Below are 21,184 nucleotides of genomic sequence, written 5' to 3' on the forward strand. Positions count from 1 at the left end.
TTGTTATGAACAATAATTGTTCAGCAAGGATTGGGGGAGCATCAGACAATGTCAATTGACCAAGGCCTGAGCAGTCATATCATGGTACAGGCCATAGAAAGAGCACCGATCGGAACGGTATTTGTGGATTCCGAAGGACAGATCATAAAGGTTAACCCCGCCATATGTATATTACTAGGGTGTCAAGAAGATGACCTTACGTACCATTCTATTCATGAGTGGATTCATCCAGACGATGCTTCGTTAGTTTATAATAATTTCAGCGATTTGTTTGAGGGCGATCAAACTACATATCAAGCTGAACTGAAACTGCTTCATAAATTGGGCCATGCATTGTGGGTTTCTTGTACCTTGTCGGGTGTAAAGAATGACGATGGAAGACTTGCTGGATTTGTTGTATATATGATCGATCTAACCGCACAGAAAAGAGCAGACACTTACGCAGAAGAATTAATGATCCAATCGGAAAAGCTTTCAGTGGCTGGACAACTTGCAGCGGGTATTGCTCATGAAATTAGAAATCCGATGACATCGATCAAGGGCTTTGTTCAGCTTATGCGTTCAGGCTTAGGAAGTAAAGAGGAGTATTTTGACATTATCTCTTCTGAAATTGAACGAATTGATCTGATACTTGGTGAACTGCTGATATTAGCCAAGCCTCAAAGCATTAAATACGAAAAGAAAGATATACGAATTCTTCTTGAACAGGTTATTACGCTGCTCAATACACAGGCAATCCTCAACAATGTGGAAATTTTAACAACAATAGAACTTGGTCCTGCTTATGTGTATTGTGTTGAAAATCAAATGAAGCAAGTATTCATTAACTTTATAAAGAATGCGGTTGAATCTATGCCGGATGGCGGGAAGCTAATGATTCATATGGAATACAGTAGTGAGAACCAGCTTGTCATCATGTTTATTGATGAGGGATGCGGAATTCCTGAAGCGATATTATCCCGGCTTGGCGAGCCTTTTTATACAACGAAGGAAAAGGGGACAGGCCTGGGATTTATGATTAGTAAGAAGATGATCGAGAATCACTACGGTCATGTGGATGTGTTCAGTAAGCCCAACGAAGGAACGATGATAAAAGTGACACTACCTCTAGAACAAAGAAGCCATGAGGAAACCGGAACATAGAATGTCATAATTTACTTGACCAGATGTGCCCTTATACCTAAATATAGAAAGATAGAGAAATAAGGAGGGCTATTCTTGAGCCGTACTCAATTGATGAAGGATCCCAAAAAGCGTAAATTGCTCTTCAGTGCGGGACTAAGCTGGATGTTTGATGCCATGGATGTTGGTATAATTTCATTTGTTGTAGCCGCCCTAAAATCAGAGTGGTCACTTAGTTCGCAGCAGGTTGGATGGTTGACCAGTACGACTTCCATTGGGATGGTATTCGGTGCAGCACTTGCAGGTTTTTTTGCGGATAAGTATGGGAGGAAAAATATATTATTATGGACGTTGCTTATTTTTTCAGCGGCTAGCGGGTTATCCGCGCTTGCGGGAGGTTTTGCAATGCTGTGTGTTTTCCGTTTTATCGCTGGAGTTGGGTTGGGAGGAGAACTTCCTGTAGCCTCGACCCTAGTGTCGGAGAGTATGCCTGTAGAAGAACGTGGAAGAGCTGTCGTTCTACTTGAGAGCTTCTGGGCAGTAGGATGGATTCTGTCGGCACTGATTGCCTTTTTTGTTATTCCGGAATACGGTTGGAGGATGGCATTTGTTATTGGAGCTCTGCCTGCGTTTTATGCTCTGTACTTGCGCCGAGCCATTGAAGATTCTCCCCGTTATCTAAAGCAGAAGAAAGCTCCTAAGTTGACCTTCATTCAGCGACTCAAGTCGGTATGGTCGATAGAGCATCGTAAAACGACCATTATGCTATGGCTGCTTTGGTTTACAGTTGTTTTTTCTTACTACGGAATGTTTCTCTGGTTACCAACGGTCATGGTGGGCAAAGGATTTAGCTTGGTCCAAAGCTTTCAGTATGTGCTAATTATGACACTCGCTCAATTGCCGGGCTATTTCACAGCAGCTTATTTTATAGAGAAGTTTGGGCGTAAGTTTGTGTTGATAACTTATCTGGTGTTTACAGCGCTAAGTGCTGTATGGTTCGGCTATGCTGAATCCACCTTTATGTTGCTGGCTGCGGGCATTAGCCTTTCCTTCTTTAATCTGGGTGCGTGGGGTGGCTTGTACGCCTATAGTCCGGAATTGTATCCGACACGTCTTCGCTCCACGGGTGTTGGAATCGCAACATCCTTTGGACGGATCGGCGGGGTCATAGCGCCGATTTTGGTTGGGATCCTGAAAGGAAATGGGACGAGTATTGAAGCTATATTTGTAATGTTCTTCATAACGATATTGATTGGTGCGTTGGGTGTTATGTTCCTAGGCAAGGAGACGAAAGGCCGAGAGCTAACAGACTAGCGAATTCCAATGCGAATTGAACTTCACCATGTATTTTTCACAAAAAAACACCATCGGCCTTTTAAAGGGACGATGGTGTTTTTTACTTGTATTTAGCTCTTACACTTCCATGATCGAAGGCATGATATATGGACTGCGTCCAAGTTCTCTTTTGAAATAGCGGGTCAATGAGGAGGTTGTAATTTGCTCCCATGCTGCTAGATCAAATTCCCGCTGCTCACCAGTCTTGTTAAGCTGCTTACGAAGCATAGCTTCGGCACGGCGCAGCAACGGTTTAGAATCCTGCATATATACAAAGCCGCGAGTAATTAGCTCAGGCCCTGCCAGCAGCTTGCGAGTTTCAGGGTTAACCGTTATTGCGACAATAACTACACCGTCATGCGCAAGCTGAACACGTTCTTCCAGAAGTTCTTTTTCATGCATGCGAAGCTCGCCATTGTTGATATATACATCTCCAGATGGGATGTTGCGGCCTTTACGTGCTCCGTTACGGAACAAGGACAAGGTGTTCCCAATATTCAACAGATAAATGTTGTTCTCTTTCACTCCAACTTGAATAGCCAGTTGACGGTGATTGAGCATCATCCGATATTCGCCGTGAATAGGCATGAAATACTTGGGACGCAAGCTGCTGAGCATTAACTTCAAATCTTCCCGGCAACCATGACCTGACGTATGGATATCAAGAATGGAACCGTAGCGTACCTCTGCACCAGCCTTCATCAATAAGTCAATACTGCGATTGACATTCTGAGTATTACCTGGAATTGGTGAAGATGAGAAGATCACGGTATCGTCCGGATGGATCTGGATGGAACGATGAGCTCCAGAAGCAATTCGGGTGAGTGCTGCATTGGGCTCTCCCTGACTACCTGTGCATATTATGAGTACTTGCTCATCACGGTATCGATTAACCGCCTTAACGTCAATGATCATTCCATCAGGTACACGGATATACCCTAGCTCTTGTCCGATTAAGAATACTTTTTCCATACTCCGGCCAACGATGGCAATCTTACGATTGGTCTGAATCGCAGCATCTACAACCTGTTGCAGACGATGAACGTTGGAGGCGAAGGTGGCGAATAGAATCCGGCCAGGACACTCTTGAAACTGTTTTAATATAGATTCACCCACGGTTCGCTCTGAAGGCGTGAATCCTTCGCGCTCACTATTTGTGCTGTCTGCCAGCAACGCGAGAACGCCTCGTTGGCCGATGCTCATGATTTTGTGCAAATCAGCAGGTCGATCCTGTGGTGTGAAATCAAATTTGAAGTCACCTGTATGAACAATTGGACCGTAAGGTGTTTCCACTACAATGCCGTAAGCATCGGGAATACTGTGAGTCGTCCGGAAGAAATGGACCGAAAGATGTTTGAAAGATATCATTTCACTTTCATGGAAAACTCGCAAATCACTTTGATCCAGTAGACGATGCTCTTCCAACTTGGCACGTACAAGACCGATTGTTAAAGGTCCGCCGTAAATCGGCATTTGAATCTGACGCAGAACATAGGGGATAGCTCCAATATGATCTTCGTGACCATGGGTAAGGAAAAGTCCTTTGATCTTGTTTTTATTCTCAATGAGGTAGCGGATATCTGGAATGATATAATCAACGCCGCTCATCTCAGCGTCCGGAAACTTGAGACCGGCATCAATAATAATAATTTCATTTCTGAATTCAACGCCGTACATATTCTTGCCGATCTCTCCGAGACCTCCTAGTGCAAATACGCGAACGGGCGGCGATGATGGTTTCGGCTTTTTAGCAGGGACCGTTTGAATCTTTTCTGTTAAAAGGGGTTTAGACATAATGTAGAAGAATTCCTCTCTATGGTAATTAAGGGCGTAGCCCAGATATACAAGTTAAATAAGTTAAACAATTTAAATGACTATAAAGTATCTCTAATTAAGATAGCAGAAAGTAAGAGTTTAATGAAACGTTATTCTGAATATAGAGACCTAAACAACAAGATATACTATAAATTTTTGTAAAATGACACCGGACAGTCACCCATTCTTCTTTGTTTTTATAATCTGATAAGAAGAGGAGGGCTGCTCATGCTTAAGCCATTAAAGATTGATGATATCATACAAGCACCTGAGAACCATAAACAATGGCAGCTGGACGCTATTCATAAATGGACGTTAAAGATGACAGACCGGGGATCAAGATTCCCTTGTATTCCGGCAGTTCAAGGGTATGTCTTAAATCATCTGAGGTACGGATTTGTCCAAAATGCAGAAGAGAAAGATGCGGCGGAGAAATTAGCTTATCTTTTGCACAGTTTTGGTGAGAATGCGAGAACAATCGGTTCTTACACATCACTTGTCGTATTTATTCAAGCTGATACCCAGCCTGAACATAATGACGGCGTGGAGTATTACGAGCGATTATTCTGGTCCCTTCTTAGCCGGACAACGGAGATGGATCGTAAACCCTGGCCAACTCATCTACCAAGTGACCCATCGGATCATCTTTGGGAGTACTGTTATGATGGCGAGCCATATTTCGTATATTGTGGAACACCGGCACATAAGCTGCGCCGGAGCAGAAGCTTTCCTTATATGGTACTGGCTTTTACACCACGTTGGGTTTTGGAAAATTTCAACGCAGCAACTTTACAGGCAGAGAAGACCAAACAGATGATTCGAAAACGATTATGCGCCTATGATCCCGTACCCCCGCATCCAGATTTGAAGCTGTATGGAGCGGAAGACAACTATGAGTGGAAACAATATTTTTTACGTGACAGTGACAATTCACTGCCAGCGTGTCCATTTTCCCGTATGTATCAAAAGGTAGAAGACTAAACATAGACTGATTTATTGAGAGGTGCTGCGCTTAGTTAAGCGGCACCTTTTTGCATTAACTTAATAATGGGAAAGTCCTACGATATCGGATATTTCCTTGTCTGGCCAAATGTGATGGCCCTGAACTGAAAATTGATCTTATTCCAGTTTAACATTTTTGAGAGGAGGTGTGGAGAGAGAAAGTTAAAAGTGGGCATGGAGTAGCTAATGAATTTAAAATTGTTCTCCGAATTTATAATTTCTTACGGAACTCAGACGGCGTGCAATTCATAAATTTACGAAATACTCGAACAAAATAACTAATATGTCCGAAACCGACATCCATGGCGATGTCGGATATTTTGTATTCTGGCTGGCGGAGTAGTTCCACAGCCTGACGAACCCGGTATGAATTCATATAATCGACTGGCGTCTGACCGGTCATAGACTTGAAGAATCGGGAGAACTGACCTTCGCTCATCGGGATTAGATCAGCAAGCTCACTAAGCCGGATCGGTTGAGGGTAGTGAGTTTGAATGTAGGCAATCACTTTTTTCAGCCGCTCAGTCCGTGACATATCTGCAGAATCGGTACGGCTACGGTTGCACAATAATCCACCTGCAGCAGCCTTGGACAGCATCAGAAACAGATGCCCTTTAATCGCAGCTTCGTATCCCGGTGGACGGGTTGTGCTGAGAGATATCATCTCTGAAATATGCGCGGACAGCTCTCCATGATATTCAGGGGAAATCAACCGCGGAAGGGTAGCTTTCCGTTCCTGAAAGGGCAGCACAAGTTGGTCCTGAATGAGGTCGTAATTAGCACTTGTCAGCATTCCTGCATCAAAGACCAACGCACAAAAGCGACATCCCTGGCTTCCCTTGGCATGGCCTGTATGAATGTCACCCCCGTCAATAAATAAGGAGTCCCCGGCTTTCAGCGAAATGTATTCGGTATCGATCTGGAATAGAACCTCTCCGTCCAGCACTGTGAATATCTCGCATTCTTTATGCCAGTGAGTATCTACGACATGCGCACCCGGCGCAAAATCATACCAGTAGGCTCCGAAAGGAAAGCTTTCATCTCCATGCATTTGTCGCTCTTTCAGAGAAAGACGTATACTTTGATCCATCGCCTCTACCAGCTCCTATTCAAAAAGGCATCCTTATCGTTTGCATCATAATAGTGCTATAAATAAACCGAATACTGTTAGTTTTAAATGTTTTATATCATTATAATGACATTATAACGCTTACAAATCAATGCTAAAACTACTTGAATGGTGGTGCTATAAATGAAATTCACGGATGGCAACTGGATGATTCGAGAAGGGTTCTCTGTTTCAGGTGCAGTGCAGGCTTATGATTTTACTGTGAAAGAAAATACCTTAACGGCATACGCTTCGACTACGCCGATTTTAAACAGAGGAATGATGATCAACACACAGCTGATCACGGTACAGTTTAAATCCCCGGCTCCTGGAGTGATCGGTGTTAAGCTTATCCATTATGCTGGTGTAAGAGATCGGGGACCGGCTTTTGAGCTGAGCAAAAACGAAGGCGATCACGTTATTATTGAAGAAAATGATCAAGAAGCTGTGCTTCGCAGCGGCAACTTGAGTGTCGTCATCCGAAAAGGCCCAGAGTGGTCCGTTCATTTCTACCGTGGAGACGAACGCATTACGGGCAGCGGCCCAAAATCAATCGCTCATGTCGTTGAAGACGGTGGGAAAGCGTATATGCGTGAGGAGCTTGATCTCGGTGTTGGTGAGTGGGTGTATGGCCTAGGCGAACGCTTCACGCCTTTTGTGAAGAACGGTCAGGTCGTAGATATTTGGAACGCGGACGGAGGCACGAGCTCCGAGCAGGCGTACAAGAATATTCCGTTTTACATTACGAATAAAGGGTACGGCGTATTTGTAAATCAGCCGGATCTGGTTTCATTTGAAGTTGCATCAGAGAAAGTGAAAAAGGTGCAGTTTAGCGTTTCCGGAGAATCGTTGGAATATTTCATCATTGATGGCCCGGATCCGAAGGGCGTACTGGAGAAATACACGTCCCTAACGGGTAAACCAGCACTTCCACCAGCATGGACTTTTGGTCTCTGGCTATCGACTTCATTTACAACCGAGTATGATGAAGCAACGGTGAATTCTTTTGTGGATGGTATGATTGAACGGGATATTCCGCTGCATGTGTTTCACTTTGACTGCTTCTGGATGAAGGGTTTCCAATGGACTGATTTTCAGTGGGATGCTCAAACATTCCCGGATCCAGAAGGCATGCTGCAGCGTTTGAAAGACAAGGGGCTAAAAATCTGCGTATGGATTAATCCGTACATTGCCCAGCGCTCTCGTCTGTTTGAGGAAGGCGTGGCTAACGGTTACTTTGTCAAAAAAGAAAACGGTGATGTATGGCAGTGGAATATGTGGCAGCCAGGGATGGCACTTGTCGACTTCACTAATCCGGAGGCTTGCGAGTGGTTTGCAGGGTATCTGCGTGATCTGGCTGATATGGGTGTGGATAGCTTTAAGACGGACTTCGGCGAGCGCATCCCAACGGATGTGGTTTACTTCGATGGTTCCGATCCTCATAAAATGCACAACTACTATACGCAGCTATACAATAAAGTGGTCTTTGATGTTCTGATAGAGAAGTTCGGCAAGAATGAGGCAGCGGTATTCGCACGCTCAGCTACGGTGGGAGGACAGCAATTCCCAGTTCACTGGGGCGGAGACTGCTACGCTGATTATGAATCTATGGCTGAAAGTCTGCGTGGAGGTTTGTCTCTCGGCCTTGGGGGATTTGGCTTCTGGAGCCATGATATCGGCGGGTTCGAAAATACCGCACCAGCACATGTATTCAAACGCTGGCTTGCCTTCGGACTACTGTCCAGTCACAGCCGTCTGCATGGAAGCACCTCGTATCGGGTGCCTTGGGCATACGATGAGGAAGCTGTTGACGTTACCCGATTCTTCACAAAATTAAAATGCAGCCTGATGCCGTACCTGTTCAATACAGCGGTTCAAGCGTCCGAGCTAGGGGTTCCAAGCATGCGTGTCATGCTGCTCGAATTCCCGGATGATCCGGCTGTAGAACTGCTGGACCGCCAATATATGCTCGGTGATTCTATTCTAGTTGCGCCAGTGTTGAGCGAGAAAGGTGAGGTCACCTACTATTTACCTCACGGACGTTGGACGCATCTACTCTCCGGAGAGATAGTTCAAGGTGGAACATGGCGGAAGGAAAAGTATGATTTCATGAGTTTACCGCTCTTCGTTCGTGATAATTCCTTTATAGCAATTGGTAGTGTTGATACTCGGCCGGACTATGACTTTGCGGATGGTGTAAAGCTAGGTTTGTACTCACTCGAGGATGGAAAGGAAGCTGTAACAACGGTAAGGAATATGAAAGGTGAAGCTGACCTTGTGGTAAGTGCAGCACGTGAAGGCAATCGCATTACATTCCAAGCCGAAGGCAGCGGAAAGGCGTTCGCTGTGAAACTTTATGGCATGGGTGATATTGCTTCTGTTGAGGGAGCAGATATTAGCGAGTCTAAAGGTGTAGTTGAGGTTTCAGCAGGATCTCAGCAGCAGTTGTCCTTTACGATAACTTTACAGGCATAACGGTATGCTTTATTTCCAGAACTGAATAAGGAATAAGCCCGGACTCGCAAAAAACTGCGAGAGCCGGGCTTATTTCACATTTCATTAGGTTATTACAGGTATTGGATGCTTGATATATAATCAAGTAAAGCGGCATATAGAGCTATTACCGATAGAAGGAAGGGAAACTAGCGCTAATCACATATAAATTTATTTGTAAACGTTTACTTCTTTTGTCGCTATTGCAGGAAGACGGGAGCGGGCTGCTGCTATGATGTCCTTTTTTATTCAGGTCATAAATAATATGAAAATTCGCAATAAATTAATATTATCTTTTGTTGTCGTTGTCTTTGTGCCTGTATCTATCGTGGGGATTTTCCTAACAGGCGAGCTCAGGCGATTTGCCTTTGACAATGCTCTTGAGCAGGCTTATCAGAATGTAGAGCGTGTGAAGAAGCGGACCATGGAGGTAGTGAACGTAGCGGATGATCTATCCTATCGATTGTCTTATGATGAACGACTCAAAACCTTGTCGAATCATCAATATGAAACTGTGTATGATGTAGTTCGTGCGTATCAGGATTATCCGGATTTGCGGCAGGCGATACAAATGTACAAGGAAATATCAAACATTCGTTTTTATAGTGAGAATGAGACCATGCTCAATAACTGGGAATTTATCTTTCCCGAGAAGGATATCAAGCAGACGGAATGGTACCAAATAGCGATAGACAATATTGGTTTGTACCGCTGGGATTATATCGAGGATGAACGTGATCATAAGAAATATCTTAGTGTCGTTAAAGGGGTTGACCTTGGAGGTAAGGAAAACCGAGGGGTGTTGGTGATTAATGTAAATGGGAGACTGCTTAATACGATCCTTAGCCAAGAAACCTTTGACACGATCCTTGTTGACAGCAAGAACAATATTGTAGCGTCAAATCGCTCCGAACTGTATGGAAGGACACTGGCTGATATTCATGATAACGACGGCGTCGTCTATGAACGAAGTGGAACCTTCGAGTCCGTCATCGATAACGAAGCCACCAAAGTGTTAATTGAGCCGCTTAAACCAGAGGTGAGCACGGAAGGTCTTAGAATTATTTCTATATTCTCGATCGATAGTATTATGAAGGATGCAAACCGTATTAATAAGCTGGCAATGACCGTTATTATCATTAGTCTGATTCTTGCTGTACTGCTAATATACAGCTTCTCCGCTCTGATATCGAATCGGCTGCTTCGTCTTAGTAAGCATATCACTAAGGTGGGCACGGGAAATTTAGGAGTCACGATGGAGATCGATGGCAAGGATGAGATTGGTCAGTTATCTAGGCAGTTTAATTCCATGGTCCGTAATGTGAACGTTCTTATGAATGAGGTACAGGAATCCAACCTCCAAAAGAGGATGATGGAGCAGAAACAGAATGAAATCAAATTTAAGATGATGGCAAGCCAAATTAACCCGCACTTTTTATTTAATGCTTTGGAATCGATCCGGATGGAGGCGCATTTGAAGGGAGAGACCGAAATCGCCAACGTAGTCCGGATGCTAGGGAAATTGATGCGCAGTAATCTGGAGATTGGGAGCGGTAAGATTACGATCGAGAAGGAAATTGAAATGATTCAGTGTTATTTAGATATTCAACAATTCAGATATGAGGATCGGCTTATATTTGAGCTTGATGTTGACGAGAAAGCGAAACTAGTGCCAATTCCGCCGCTGATTATTCAGCCGCTTGTGGAGAATGCGGTTATTCACGGGATGGATCATAAGCAGGAGAGTACTACGATTCGGGTTAAGGTGACTACGGATAAGGATCAAATTATAATATCTGTTTCTGATAATGGGGCCGGGATAACCCCGGATAGACTTCAGCAAATACGGGGCTTTTTAATGGAATCGGATGAGAAAGAGGGAGGACGAATCGGGCTTCGGAACGTCCACGTTCGTCTGCAGCTGTCATACGGAGCGGAACATGGCCTGCGTATCAACAGTGAAACAGGTATTGGAACAATCATTGAATTCAGTATTCCAACAGGAGGGGAAATGGATGATCAAAGTACTGATCGTTGATGACGAGCCTAAGCTCCGCGAAGGTTTAAAAAGTATAGTTCCTTGGAATGAGCTTGGATTTCAGATTGTGGACACCGCTGCGAATGGAAATGAGGCTCTGGAGAAACACAGGCTTCATACGCCAGATGTGATGATTGTTGATATTCGGATGCCTGGTATGGATGGCCTGCAGCTTATTGAGGCTATCCGGGAAGTGGATTACAACATTCATCTGCTGATTTTAAGCGGCTATGCAGACTTTGAGTATGCCAAAAAAGCGATTTCTCACCGAGTTGACGGCTACTTGCTGAAACCGGTGGATGAAGCGGAATTAGCGGATTATCTAGTTCAGGTAAAGGAAAAGATTGAGCAAGAGCAGGAGATGAATACATTTAGCCAAATCAATGTAGAAGGAAGTCGTGAACAATGGATTCATGCACTTATTACGGAAGGTGGGGTTGATGAGGGGAAGCTTCAGAGCGCTGAGCGCCTAGGCCTGGTATGGGATTATTATCAGGTTCTGCTGGTTTATATTCACCGCTCAGATGAAGCCGGTCAGGAGCCGGATATGGCCATGAAGCGAAAGCTGACAGAAATATTCGAGGAAAAAGGCAGAGGTGTGGTGTTCTCTAAGAATTCATATCTGGGGGTTCTGCTCCCTGTTCGGGTACATACGGAGAGGGGACGTCAGGAGCTGTACCTTGAGCTGGAACAAGCAGCTAGTGAGGTGGGCGTAACTATTACTTCTGCTGTGGGATTACATGTTCATGGGATAGAGCGTATAACAGCATCCTATCGATCAGCTCGTGATCTGATCAGGCAGCGCTTTTACTATCGCTCTGGTGAGCTATTATCCCATAAAACGGTACAATTTGGCGAAGGTATGGATCTACATAATGAGCCTGTATTTAGTCCTGAACTGTTCACAGATCAGCTGTACTATGCTGTGGATGTTGGCAATGACAGTGTTCTTAGAACACTTGTTGAACCCGTACTAGGTGCAATGATACAGGGTGGGTTTACAGAAGAGAGGATCAAGAATGCATTCATGGAACTGCTCACGGGGGTGCATGGCAAGCTATCGAAATATCATCCCGAGCTTCATATTAAAATTAAGGAATCCTCTGATCGCATTGCTGCCGTATATCGTCAGCGCAATGTATATGATTTATTTGATCATGTTGTTCAGTTTCTTGAAGAGTTGATGTGGCAAGCCGGAAAAGGCGGGCGTGATCAGGAGATAAAGCGAATTATCGATTTGATACATCGAAACTACAGTGAGAATATGAAGCTGGAAACATTGGCCTCTGTATTTAATTATAATAGTGCTTATTTGGGGAAGATGTTCAAAAACACGACGGGAGAATATTTTAATACTTATCTCGATAAGGTGCGGATCGATAAAGCGAAAGATTTTTTGAAACAAGGAATGAAGGTGTATCAGGTAGCCGAAAAGGTCGGTTATACGAACGTGGATTATTTCCATAGCAAATTCAAGAAATACGTCGGCACCTCACCAACGAACTATCGCAAAGAGTTGGAAACATAACATGCTCAGACGCGTATGTACGCGTCTTTTTTTTATTTTGCCAGTTGAGCTCCCGCATAAATGTCTAATTATTACATGAAATTTGAACCAATCCTTTGGGTACTCCCTCTGTTCTACTTGCTTTATCATCAAGATATACAAGAGAGGAGTGGTTGGTTTGAAAGCGGTAACAAACAGAGGTAAGAGCATCCAACCTGCCGCAAAGAGAAAAAGAGGGTTCTGGGCAACGTTCAAGGATCAGAAAGTCCTATATGCAATGTCAATTCCTTTCATCATTATTGTATTTGTTTTTAATTACCTGCCTGTCTGGGGTTGGCTAATGGCATTTCAAAATTACAAACCCGGCAAAGGAATCTTTGAGCAAAAATGGGTAGGTTTCGATCACTTTATCACACTATTTACCGATGAGAAATTTTATTTGGTTATGCGTAATACACTCGCCATGAGTTTCATGGGACTGATTGTTGGATTCACCATACCTATTCTATTCGCGGTTCTTATAAATGAACTTCGTGGAAGCGTGTTCAAAAGAACAGTTCAAACGATTTCCTATCTTCCTCACTTTGTGTCCTGGGTTGTTGTTGCCGGGATCGTAACCAAAATGCTATCTGTTGACGGAGGAGCAGTTAATCAGCTGCTGATGTCGCTGGGTTTCATTGATCAGCCGATTCAGTTCATGACGAAGGGGAATTGGTTCTGGTATATCGTAACAAGTGCCGATATATGGAAAGAGATGGGCTGGAGTGCAATCATTTATCTGGCAGCCATTTCGGGGATTGATCAGGAGCAGTATGAAGCCGCGCGTGTAGATGGCGCCAGCCGAATTCGCCAGATCTGGAACATTACGCTGCCGAGCATAGCACCAACCATTGCAATCTTGCTGATCATGTCCATCGGTCATCTGATCAGTATCGGCTTCGAGAAGCAGTTCCTGCTTGGCAATCCACTTGTCGTTGATTATTCGCAAGTTTTAGATCTTTATGCGCTGAATTATGGTCTTGGGATGGGACGTTATTCTTTCGGTACCGCTATCGGGATGTTCAACTCCATCGTCAGTATCATTCTACTCTTTATTGCGAACGGTGCATTCAAAAAATTCACGAAGCAATCCATTATGTAAGAGGGGGGTTACAACATGGCTCGATCCAAAGCATTTAGACCTACGCTCTCCGACAGGGTGTTTGATATAGCGAACTATACATTTATGACGCTGGTCATGCTCGTTACGCTGTATCCTTTCCTGAACGTCTTGGCGATCTCCTTGAATGATTCAGTAGATACCGTTCGCGGTGGGATATACATCTGGCCACGGGAGTTCACTTTTGAGAACTATGTTCAGATTTTTAAATATAAAGGACTCCTGACTGGTGCGAAAATCACCTTACTCCGGACAGCTGTCGGAACATTGTTAGGACTCATAAGCGGCACAATGCTCGGCTATGTGCTTAGCCGGGTGGATTTTCAGGGCAGAAGGTTCATGTCGGTATTTCTGGCTCTGACGATGTACTTTTCTGGCGGTATGATCCCTGTGTTCATCCTTATCCGGGATTTGCACATGATGAACACCTTTCTCGTGTATGTAATTCCAGGTATGGTAAGTGCCTTTAACGTATTCGTTATTCGCTCCTTTATCGATGGTCTTCCATACTCATTGCAGGAATCAGCCAAGCTTGACGGGGCCAATGATTTCAAGATTTATTACAAAGTCATTCTTCCGCTCTGCAGCCCCGTTCTAGCAACGATTGCGTTATTCCTAGCTGTTGGACAGTGGAACTCATGGTTTGATACGTATCTGTATAACGGTTTGTCGCCACACCTGACGACATTGCAGTATGAGCTGATGAAAGTGTTGCAGAGCACAACACAGGGTACGGGTGGGGGCATGGCAGCTGGCCAGAATATGGCGGAGCAGATCAAGAAGGTGTCGCCAGAATCCATCAAAATGGCGATTACGATCGTTGTAACGGTTCCAATCCTGCTGGTATATCCATTCCTGCAAAAGTATTTTGTCAAAGGCATGACCTTGGGTGCTGTAAAAAGCTAATTATCGGTATCAACAGGCGAGCCTGTTATACAAATAGATGATCTTGAATACAAAATAAGGGGGTAACTCAAATGAAACATAAGAAGAGAGCTTCGGCGCTGCTTGTCATCACCATGCTTGCAACCATGGTTCTGGCAGCTTGCGGTAACGGTAAAGAAGAGGTACAGGGGACAGACACGCCGAAAGAACCAGACAGCGTTTCACCAATGACGATTTCTTTCTACAGTGCGGATTCTAACGCTAGCTGGAACAATATGCAGGATACTGTAGGTAAGAAGGTTACTGAGAAAACAGGCATCACGCTTCAAGCGGAATTTGCGGTAGACGGATCGAACCAGAAGCTTCCACTTCTTGTAGCGAGCGGTGAATACCCAGATCTCGTATTTGCAAAGGGCGATGCGAACTTGTTTGTTGACGCAGGAGGATTTATTGATTTAACAGATCTAATCGAAGAGCACGCACCCAATATTAAAAAGGTGTATGGCGAATATATGAACCGGTTGAAATGGAGCAATGAAGATGAAGCGATCTACGTTCTTCCTACATTGAATGCTGTTGGGCATAGCGCGTTCGATGCTGGAGGTACCTTCCAAATCCAGCATGAAGTTCTGAAAGAACTTGGATATCCTGAATTGAAAACGGTAACAGATTATGAAAATGCGCTGAAAACGTACTATGAGAAAAACCCTAAAATTGACGGTCAGCCAACCGTTCCGCTTACGCTAAATGCAGACGGATGGAGAATTATGATCTCCGTAACGAATCCTGCCTTTGGCGCTACGGGTGCATCGGATGACGGTGAGTACTATATTGATCAGGAAACAACAGAAGCGATGCTGCACTACAAGCGTCCGGAAGAGAAAGAGTATTTCCGCTGGCTGAACCATATGAATGCTACTGGACTTCTCGATAAAGAGTCGTTTGTACAGAAGACAGACCAATATGAAGCGAAAATCTCTTCTGGCCGTGTACTTGGCATCATTGACCAGGAGTGGGGTTTTGGTAATGCGACAAACGCACTTCGTACCGCAGGTAAAGAAAACCGTACTTATGCGAGATTCCCGATCCAGCTTGATGAAACAACGAAAGATGCAGCTTTCCAAAGCTCAGGCTACAGTGCAGGCTATGGCGTAGGCATATCAACATCGGCGAAGGATCCGGTTCGAATCATCAAGTTTCTGGATTATCTGGCTTCCGAAGAAGGCCAAATCCTCATGAACTGGGGTATTGAGGGCGAGCATTACAATATAGTAGACGGTAAACGCGTAATTCCAGCAGAAGTTCAGGATCGTAAGATCAATGACAACGCGAACTTCACCAAAGAAACAGGGATCGGTCTTTATCTAGCCGTGTTCCCACGCTATGGTGACAGTGTGAAGGATTCAACAGGCAACTACTTCACAACGAACTACCCGGAACAAATCACAGAAAACTATACTCCTTCTGCGAAAGAAACATTAGCTGCATACAATGTGGAGATGTGGAAGGACTTGTGGCCAAAAGAAGATGAGTTCAAGGAAAAGCCATGGGGCGCGGCATATAATATTCCGGTTCCATCTGACTCCAACATCAACATCACTTACAAAAAAATAGAAGAAATCGTACGCAAACGGATTCCGGAAATTATTCTTACGGATCCAGCCAAGTTTGACGCACTGTATGACAGTTTCATTCAAGAATTGAATGATGCAGGTGCTGAGAAAATGGAGCAAGAATATACGGAACTCGTACGCAAACGGGTTGAGCTGTGGAATAACTAAAACAAATAAATGGGGCCGGCATTATGCAGGCCCTTTTATTTATAAGGGAGTGAACAGATTGATTAATGATAAATTGCCTAAGATGTGGTACGGCGGAGATTATAATCCCGAACAGTGGGATGAAAAGGTATGGGAAGAGGATGACCGCATGTTTAAGCTTGCGGGCATCGATGTGGCGACCATTAATGTGTTCTCCTGGGCGCTGAACCAGCCTGATGAGAATACCTATGATTTTGCATGGCTCGATGAAACCATGGACCGCTTGGACCGGAACGGGGTCAAGGTATGCCTTGCAACAAGTACAGCTGCACATCCGGCTTGGATGGCGCGGAAGTATCCGGACATTCTGAGGGTGGATTATGATGGACGTAAGCGGAAATTCGGTGGACGCCATAACTCCTGTCCCAACAGTGAGGCATATCGAAAGTACGCCCATATCATGGCGGGTAAGCTGGCTGAGCGTTATAAGGATCATCCTGCGCTCCTCATCTGGCATGTGTCCAATGAGTATGGCGGTTACTGTTATTGCGATAATTGTGCTGCTGCGTTCCGAACATGGCTTCAAGAACGATATGGAACACTGGATGCTGTCAATAAAGCTTGGAATACCCGCTTCTGGGGGCATACATTTTATGATTGGGAAGATATCGTAGTACCGAACGCTTTGAGTGAAGAGTGGGGTGGTAACCGGACGAACTTTCAGGGGATTTCTTTGGATTACCGCCGCTTTCAGTCAGATAGTTTGCTGGAATGCTACAAGCTGGAACATGATGAGCTTAAGAAACGTACGCCTGATATTCCGGTTACAACCAACCTGATGGGCTTTTATCCGGAACTGAATTATTTTGATTGGGCTAAAGAAATGGATGTTGTTTCATGGGATAATTACCCATCTCTCGACACTCCAGTGAGTTACACGTCTATGACGCATGATTTGATGAGAGGCCTGAAGAGTGGACAGCCGTTTATGTTGATGGAACAAACTCCAAGCCAGCAGAACTGGCAAGCTTATAATGCTCTGAAGCGGCCAGGAGTCATGCGGTTGTGGAGCTACCAGGCTGTTGCCCACGGTGCCGACACGGTTATGTTCTTTCAACTACGGCGTTCCATTGGAGCCTGTGAGAAATACCACGGGGCTGTCATTGAACATGTTGGACATGAAAATACACGTGTATTCCGGGAATGTGCTGAGCTTGGGAGGGAACTTCAGGAGCTCGGTGACCGGATTCTGGATTCACGGGTTCATGCGAAGGTTGCGATCATGTATGACTGGGAAAATCGCTGGGCGCTTGAACTTTCAAGCGGTCCAAGCGTCGCACTTAATTATGTCGACGAAATTCATAAATATTACGATGCGCTGTACCAGCAAAATATTGGAGTAGATGTAATTAGCGTCGAAGAGGACTTAAGCAGCTATGATCTTGTCATTGCTCCTGTAATGTATATGGTGAAGCCGGGCTTTTCGAAGCGAGTGGAGGAGTTTGTGGCTCGTGGGGGCAAGTTTGTCACTACCTTTTTCAGTGGGATCGTCAATGAGAATGACATTGTTACCCTCGGCGGATATCCGGGTGAACTGAGGAATGTGCTTGGGATTTGGGCGGAAGAGATCGATGCCTTGTATCCGGGGCAATTTAATGAAATGGTGCTGACGCAAGATTTGGGTGAACTCCACGGCGGATACCCATGCGGCATATTGTGTGATGTTATCCATGCAGAGACAGCGGAGGTGCTTGCGGAATACAGCTCTGATTTCTATAAAGGCACTCCGGTTCTTACCCGAAACCAGTTCGGGGAGGGTCAGGCCTATTATGTTGCCAGCAGTCCAGATTCGGAATTTCTGAAAGGCTTCCTCGGTCATCTGTGTGCAGAGAAAGGAATAACACCAATCTTGGAGACGCCTGCAGGTGTTGAGGTTTCAGAGCGTGTGAAGAACGATATTTCTTATCTGTTTGTTCTGAATCATAATGCCGATGAAGTGATCGTTCATGTGGGTGACGAGTCTCAAACAGAACTGCTTACTGGGCAGAAGATATCAGGAGAGGTGACGATTTCAGGCCATGGGGTTATGATTTTGGAACGCGCTGTCTGATCACGTTAACTTCAAAAAGGTATTCGAGATATATCTAAATAAAACAGCCAGAATCGCAAGGTACAGTACCTGCGGTCCTCGGCTGTTTTGTTTTTTCTGCATGTGAAACTAAATTATCTACTGAACTGAGATGGTGTAAGAGCCTCGTCCATTTTCCATTGTAACCTGATTGTCTTCTACCTTCACTTGTGACAGGTTATCGACAGGGATTGTAAACGTACTATCTGGGAGTGGAGCTTCTTGTTTGTCTGTAACAATCACACCACTTCCGTGAAGCAGAAGCGCTTTGCAGGCGAGATAGTCGTCAACGGAATCATTATCTCCATTTTGGTATCCGATAAACTCGAGCAACAGGCGGACTTCGTCCAGATCATCTTGCTCACGTTTTTGGATCATAATCGTTTGATTGGTATGAGATTTTAACCACTCCGATAGGTCTTCCAGTGGATGCTTCATTATATCTACACCTTCCTCCAGTGCAAAATAGTTATATCAGTAATCATTACCCAAAAAGGCTTGTAGTATTTCAAGCATTAACACCAAATGAGGTGTCCCTGGTCAACGGACCATGAGACACCCCGATTTTTGAAGATGAACTTGAGAATGAGGACCAGACAGTCCCGGAATTATGATACGATAGGAAATGCATCTATTTAATAATCGATTCAGGTTAGTTATCCTTTGGATCATTCTTATATACGATCGTGACGCCAAGATGAGTATAGGTTTCTTCGGTATAGTGATGATCGGGACAGTGCTTTGTCAGCGACATATGGTCATAATGCGAAACAAGCTTTTGTTCACATTCAGGGCATCTGTCTTGGAACAAGGATTTTAACTTGTTAAACAATTGAATAAGCACCTCCAGTTTTTCCGATGTATTTACTTGGTTTTATTATAATCTATAATTTTTGGTTAGTACAGTATTAGGGTTTCCTATTTTATGATTTTATAAATATATAGAAATATAACGAATGGAGATCGGTCAGCGTGGTTCTAGAGTACATCGTAATGATTTTCATTGGTTTTATCGGTTCATTTTTTTCCGGGCTTCTTGGCATAGGGGGAGCCATCATTAACTTTCCTCTTTTGCTGTATGTACCAGAATGGTTGGGCTTTACAGGCTTTACGCCAAAAGAGGTTGCTTCTATCAGCATGCTGCAGGTATTTTTCGCTTCTCTTTCAGGTATGATATCTAACCGCTTGAATTCCAAAGGAGGAACTTCTCTCGTACATAAAAAGCTGGTCCTTCAGATGGGCCTAGGAACTTTGGTCGGCAGCTTGATCGGCAGCGTGTCTTCCCTATATCTGAACAGTGAAGCGATTAATATGATATACGGCATTTTAGCAGTCATAGCTGTATTCTTGATGATCATACCTACGAAAGCTTCATCCGAGAATAAGCAGGTTTCCGAAGTGATGTATAACGTCTTCTTAGCAGTTGCCAGTGCCTTCTTGGTAGGTATCGTGTCTGGTATTGTTGGGGCGGGAGGCGCATTTATCCTAATTCCGATTATGCTGACTCTTCTCAAAATTCCAACAAGAATTACGATTGCCTCTTCGCTTGCAATAGTCTTTTTGTCAGCTGTTGGGGGCGTGGCGGGGAAAATTGCAGCTGGAGGTATCCCGTTGTGGCCGGCAGTATTCGCGGTGGTTGGCAGCCTATTAGGCGCTCCGCTCGGAACTTATCTAAGCCGGAGGATGAATATTAAGATACTTCGCTACGCGCTTGTCGTTCTGATTGCTGTGACAGCGGTGAAAATATGGATTGATATTTTGTTATAACTAAAAAACCGTAAATACAATGAGACAGGAGGAAATACAAATGAAGAAAAATCAGGTCGGATCATCGGATTTGTATGTTGGCGAAATTGGGCTAGGTTGCATGTCATTAGGCACCGAAGAGAGACAGGCCGTCCGTCTCATCCAAGAAGCACTTGAGCAGGGGATTAATTTAATCGATACCGCTGATCTTTATGATGCAGGAGTGAATGAAGAGCTAGTTGGTAAAGCCATGAAGGGACGCAGGAAAGAGGTTGTTCTTGCAACGAAAGTAGGAAATCGCCGTATACCAGGGCAAGAGGGATGGGTATGGGATCCATCGAAGGAATACATCAAGTCAGCAGCCAAAGATAGTATGAGACGTCTTGGAACCGATTATATCGATTTATACCAACTGCACGGTGGGACGATAGATGATCCGATTGACGAGACGATTGAAGCATTTGAAGAATTGAAGCAAGAAGGATGGATTCGCCATTATGGCATATCATCCATTCGTCCGAATGTAATTAGGGAGTATGTAAAGCGGTCTGGTATCGTCAGTGTCATGATGCAGTACAGTATTCTTGATCGGCGGCCAGAAGAGGAAATTCTGCCACTCCTTGCGGAGCAGGGGATTTCGGTTATCGCGCGGGGGCCCATAGCTAAAGGGATCTTGAGTGATCGAAGTGAAGAGAAGGCCGAAAAGGGATATCTCGACTATTCAAAAGGTGAGCTGCTTGGCGTGACGAGACAATTGCATAAGGAATTCAAATCCGCTCGCAATCTGTCTCATACAGCGATCCGCTATGCTCTATCGCATCCAGCAGTTGCGTGCGTTATTCCTGGTGCAAGCTCAGTAGATCAGCTTCGGCATAATGCCGCTGCAGGAGAAGTAGAACCGCTGACACCTCAAGAAATCCAGACCATCCAAACCATCAGCCGAGCTAATAAGTATGAGGAGCACCGTTAATAATCGAATAGTAACCATACTAAAAAGGATTGAAAGTACAGCTTATTGCCAACTCTCAATCCTTTTTTTGTATTCGATTAATTCACCGGATGAATAATTAATCTGGTAATCTCCAT

15 protein-coding genes are annotated in these 21,184 nt (G+C 44.5%); 12 read left to right on the top strand and 3 right to left on the bottom strand.

Annotated elements, in window-relative coordinates:
- The first annotated feature begins 48 nt into the window (after nt 1-48).
- Entirely contained in the window at nt 49-1,143 is a 1,095-nt protein-coding gene (locus ACFQV5_RS06070; protein WP_379244654.1) for an ATP-binding protein, read from the top strand.
- Between the two features lie 93 nt (nt 1,144-1,236).
- The gene (locus ACFQV5_RS06075) at nt 1,237-2,436 is read left to right on the top strand and encodes an MFS transporter (protein ID WP_379244829.1); all 1,200 of its coding nucleotides are present in this window, start codon (nt 1,237-1,239) and stop codon (nt 2,434-2,436) included.
- A gap of 99 nt (nt 2,437-2,535) precedes the next feature.
- Here ACFQV5_RS06075 and rnjA read toward each other — a convergent pair whose 3' ends face one another.
- Entirely contained in the window at nt 2,536-4,251 is a 1,716-nt protein-coding gene (gene rnjA, locus ACFQV5_RS06080) for a ribonuclease J1 (protein ID WP_379244656.1), read from the bottom strand.
- A gap of 249 nt (nt 4,252-4,500) precedes the next feature.
- On the opposite strand from rnjA, the gene ACFQV5_RS06085 reads away from it, so the two are divergent.
- Nucleotides 4,501-5,253, top strand: a complete 753-nt coding sequence (locus tag ACFQV5_RS06085; RefSeq protein ID WP_379244658.1) for a YqcI/YcgG family protein — start codon at nt 4,501-4,503, stop codon at nt 5,251-5,253.
- A gap of 232 nt (nt 5,254-5,485) precedes the next feature.
- On the opposite strand, the gene ACFQV5_RS06090 is transcribed toward ACFQV5_RS06085, so the two are convergent.
- Nucleotides 5,486-6,364, bottom strand: coding sequence for a helix-turn-helix transcriptional regulator (locus ACFQV5_RS06090; protein ID WP_379244660.1), 879 nt, complete (start codon nt 6,362-6,364; stop codon nt 5,486-5,488).
- Nucleotides 6,365-6,526: 162 nt separating this feature from the next.
- On the opposite strand from ACFQV5_RS06090, the gene yicI reads away from it, so the two are divergent.
- From yicI to ACFQV5_RS06125, 7 genes are all read left to right on the top strand, one after another.
- Nucleotides 6,527-8,857: an alpha-xylosidase gene (gene yicI, locus ACFQV5_RS06095; RefSeq protein WP_379244662.1), complete on the top strand. Its 2,331-nt coding sequence runs from the start codon at nt 6,527-6,529 to the stop codon at nt 8,855-8,857.
- Between the two features lie 250 nt (nt 8,858-9,107).
- Complete coding sequence (locus ACFQV5_RS06100) at nt 9,108-10,913, top strand: cache domain-containing sensor histidine kinase (RefSeq protein WP_379244664.1); 1,806 nt, start codon at nt 9,108-9,110, stop codon at nt 10,911-10,913.
- Nucleotides 10,891-12,441 carry a response regulator gene (locus tag ACFQV5_RS06105; protein WP_379244666.1) on the top strand — a complete coding sequence of 517 codons (1,551 nt, stop codon included), beginning with the start codon at nt 10,891-10,893 and terminating at the stop codon, nt 12,439-12,441. The genes ACFQV5_RS06100 and ACFQV5_RS06105 overlap by 23 nt, the downstream gene beginning before the upstream one ends.
- Before the next feature lie 157 nt (nt 12,442-12,598).
- Entirely contained in the window at nt 12,599-13,561 is a 963-nt protein-coding gene (locus ACFQV5_RS06110; protein WP_379244668.1) for an ABC transporter permease, read from the top strand.
- A gap of 15 nt (nt 13,562-13,576) precedes the next feature.
- Nucleotides 13,577-14,485, top strand: coding sequence for a carbohydrate ABC transporter permease (locus ACFQV5_RS06115; RefSeq protein ID WP_379244670.1), 909 nt, complete (start codon nt 13,577-13,579; stop codon nt 14,483-14,485).
- A 71-nt stretch (nt 14,486-14,556) separates the two neighbouring features.
- Nucleotides 14,557-16,245: an ABC transporter substrate-binding protein gene (locus tag ACFQV5_RS06120; RefSeq protein ID WP_379244672.1), complete on the top strand. Its 1,689-nt coding sequence runs from the start codon at nt 14,557-14,559 to the stop codon at nt 16,243-16,245.
- 58 nt (nt 16,246-16,303) lie between these two features.
- Nucleotides 16,304-18,334, top strand: a complete 2,031-nt coding sequence (locus tag ACFQV5_RS06125; protein ID WP_379244831.1) for a beta-galactosidase — start codon at nt 16,304-16,306, stop codon at nt 18,332-18,334.
- 117 nt (nt 18,335-18,451) lie between these two features.
- Here the strand turns inward: ACFQV5_RS06125 and ymzB are convergent, their stop codons facing one another.
- Nucleotides 18,452-18,790 (bottom strand): protein YmzB, encoded by a 339-nt coding sequence (gene ymzB, locus ACFQV5_RS06130; RefSeq protein WP_379244674.1) that lies wholly within the window; start codon nt 18,788-18,790, stop codon nt 18,452-18,454.
- A 555-nt stretch (nt 18,791-19,345) separates the two neighbouring features.
- On the opposite strand from ymzB, the gene ACFQV5_RS06135 reads away from it, so the two are divergent.
- Nucleotides 19,346-20,119, top strand: coding sequence for a sulfite exporter TauE/SafE family protein (locus tag ACFQV5_RS06135; protein WP_379244833.1), 774 nt, complete (start codon nt 19,346-19,348; stop codon nt 20,117-20,119).
- Between the two features lie 40 nt (nt 20,120-20,159).
- Nucleotides 20,160-21,068, top strand: a complete 909-nt coding sequence (locus ACFQV5_RS06140) for an aldo/keto reductase (RefSeq protein ID WP_379244676.1) — start codon at nt 20,160-20,162, stop codon at nt 21,066-21,068.
- Nucleotides 21,069-21,184 lie beyond the last annotated feature (116 nt).

This window comes from Paenibacillus sp. GCM10028914 (assembly GCF_042666275.1).
Classification (GTDB): Bacteria; Bacillota; Bacilli; order Paenibacillales; family Paenibacillaceae; genus Paenibacillus_AQ.

Bases quoted from the DNA above. Each gene is read 5' to 3' on its own strand.
- ACFQV5_RS06070 (WP_379244654.1), top strand. From the start codon at position 49: ATGTCAATTGACCAAGGCCTGAGCAGTCATATCATGGTACAGGCCATA.
- ACFQV5_RS06075 (WP_379244829.1), top strand. From the start codon at position 1,237: ATGAAGGATCCCAAAAAGCGTAAATTGCTCTTCAGTGCGGGACTAAGC.
- rnjA (WP_379244656.1), bottom strand. From the start codon at position 4,251: ATGTCTAAACCCCTTTTAACAGAAAAGATTCAAACGGTCCCTGCTAAA.
- ACFQV5_RS06085 (WP_379244658.1), top strand. From the start codon at position 4,501: ATGCTTAAGCCATTAAAGATTGATGATATCATACAAGCACCTGAGAAC.
- ACFQV5_RS06090 (WP_379244660.1), bottom strand. From the start codon at position 6,364: ATGGATCAAAGTATACGTCTTTCTCTGAAAGAGCGACAAATGCATGGA.
- yicI (WP_379244662.1), top strand. From the start codon at position 6,527: ATGAAATTCACGGATGGCAACTGGATGATTCGAGAAGGGTTCTCTGTT.
- ACFQV5_RS06100 (WP_379244664.1), top strand. From the start codon at position 9,108: ATGATGTCCTTTTTTATTCAGGTCATAAATAATATGAAAATTCGCAAT.
- ACFQV5_RS06105 (WP_379244666.1), top strand. From the start codon at position 10,891: ATGATCAAAGTACTGATCGTTGATGACGAGCCTAAGCTCCGCGAAGGT.
- ACFQV5_RS06115 (WP_379244670.1), top strand. From the start codon at position 13,577: ATGGCTCGATCCAAAGCATTTAGACCTACGCTCTCCGACAGGGTGTTT.
- ACFQV5_RS06120 (WP_379244672.1), top strand. From the start codon at position 14,557: ATGAAACATAAGAAGAGAGCTTCGGCGCTGCTTGTCATCACCATGCTT.
- ymzB (WP_379244674.1), bottom strand. From the start codon at position 18,790: ATGAAGCATCCACTGGAAGACCTATCGGAGTGGTTAAAATCTCATACC.
- ACFQV5_RS06135 (WP_379244833.1), top strand. From the start codon at position 19,346: ATGATTTTCATTGGTTTTATCGGTTCATTTTTTTCCGGGCTTCTTGGC.
- ACFQV5_RS06140 (WP_379244676.1), top strand. From the start codon at position 20,160: ATGAAGAAAAATCAGGTCGGATCATCGGATTTGTATGTTGGCGAAATT.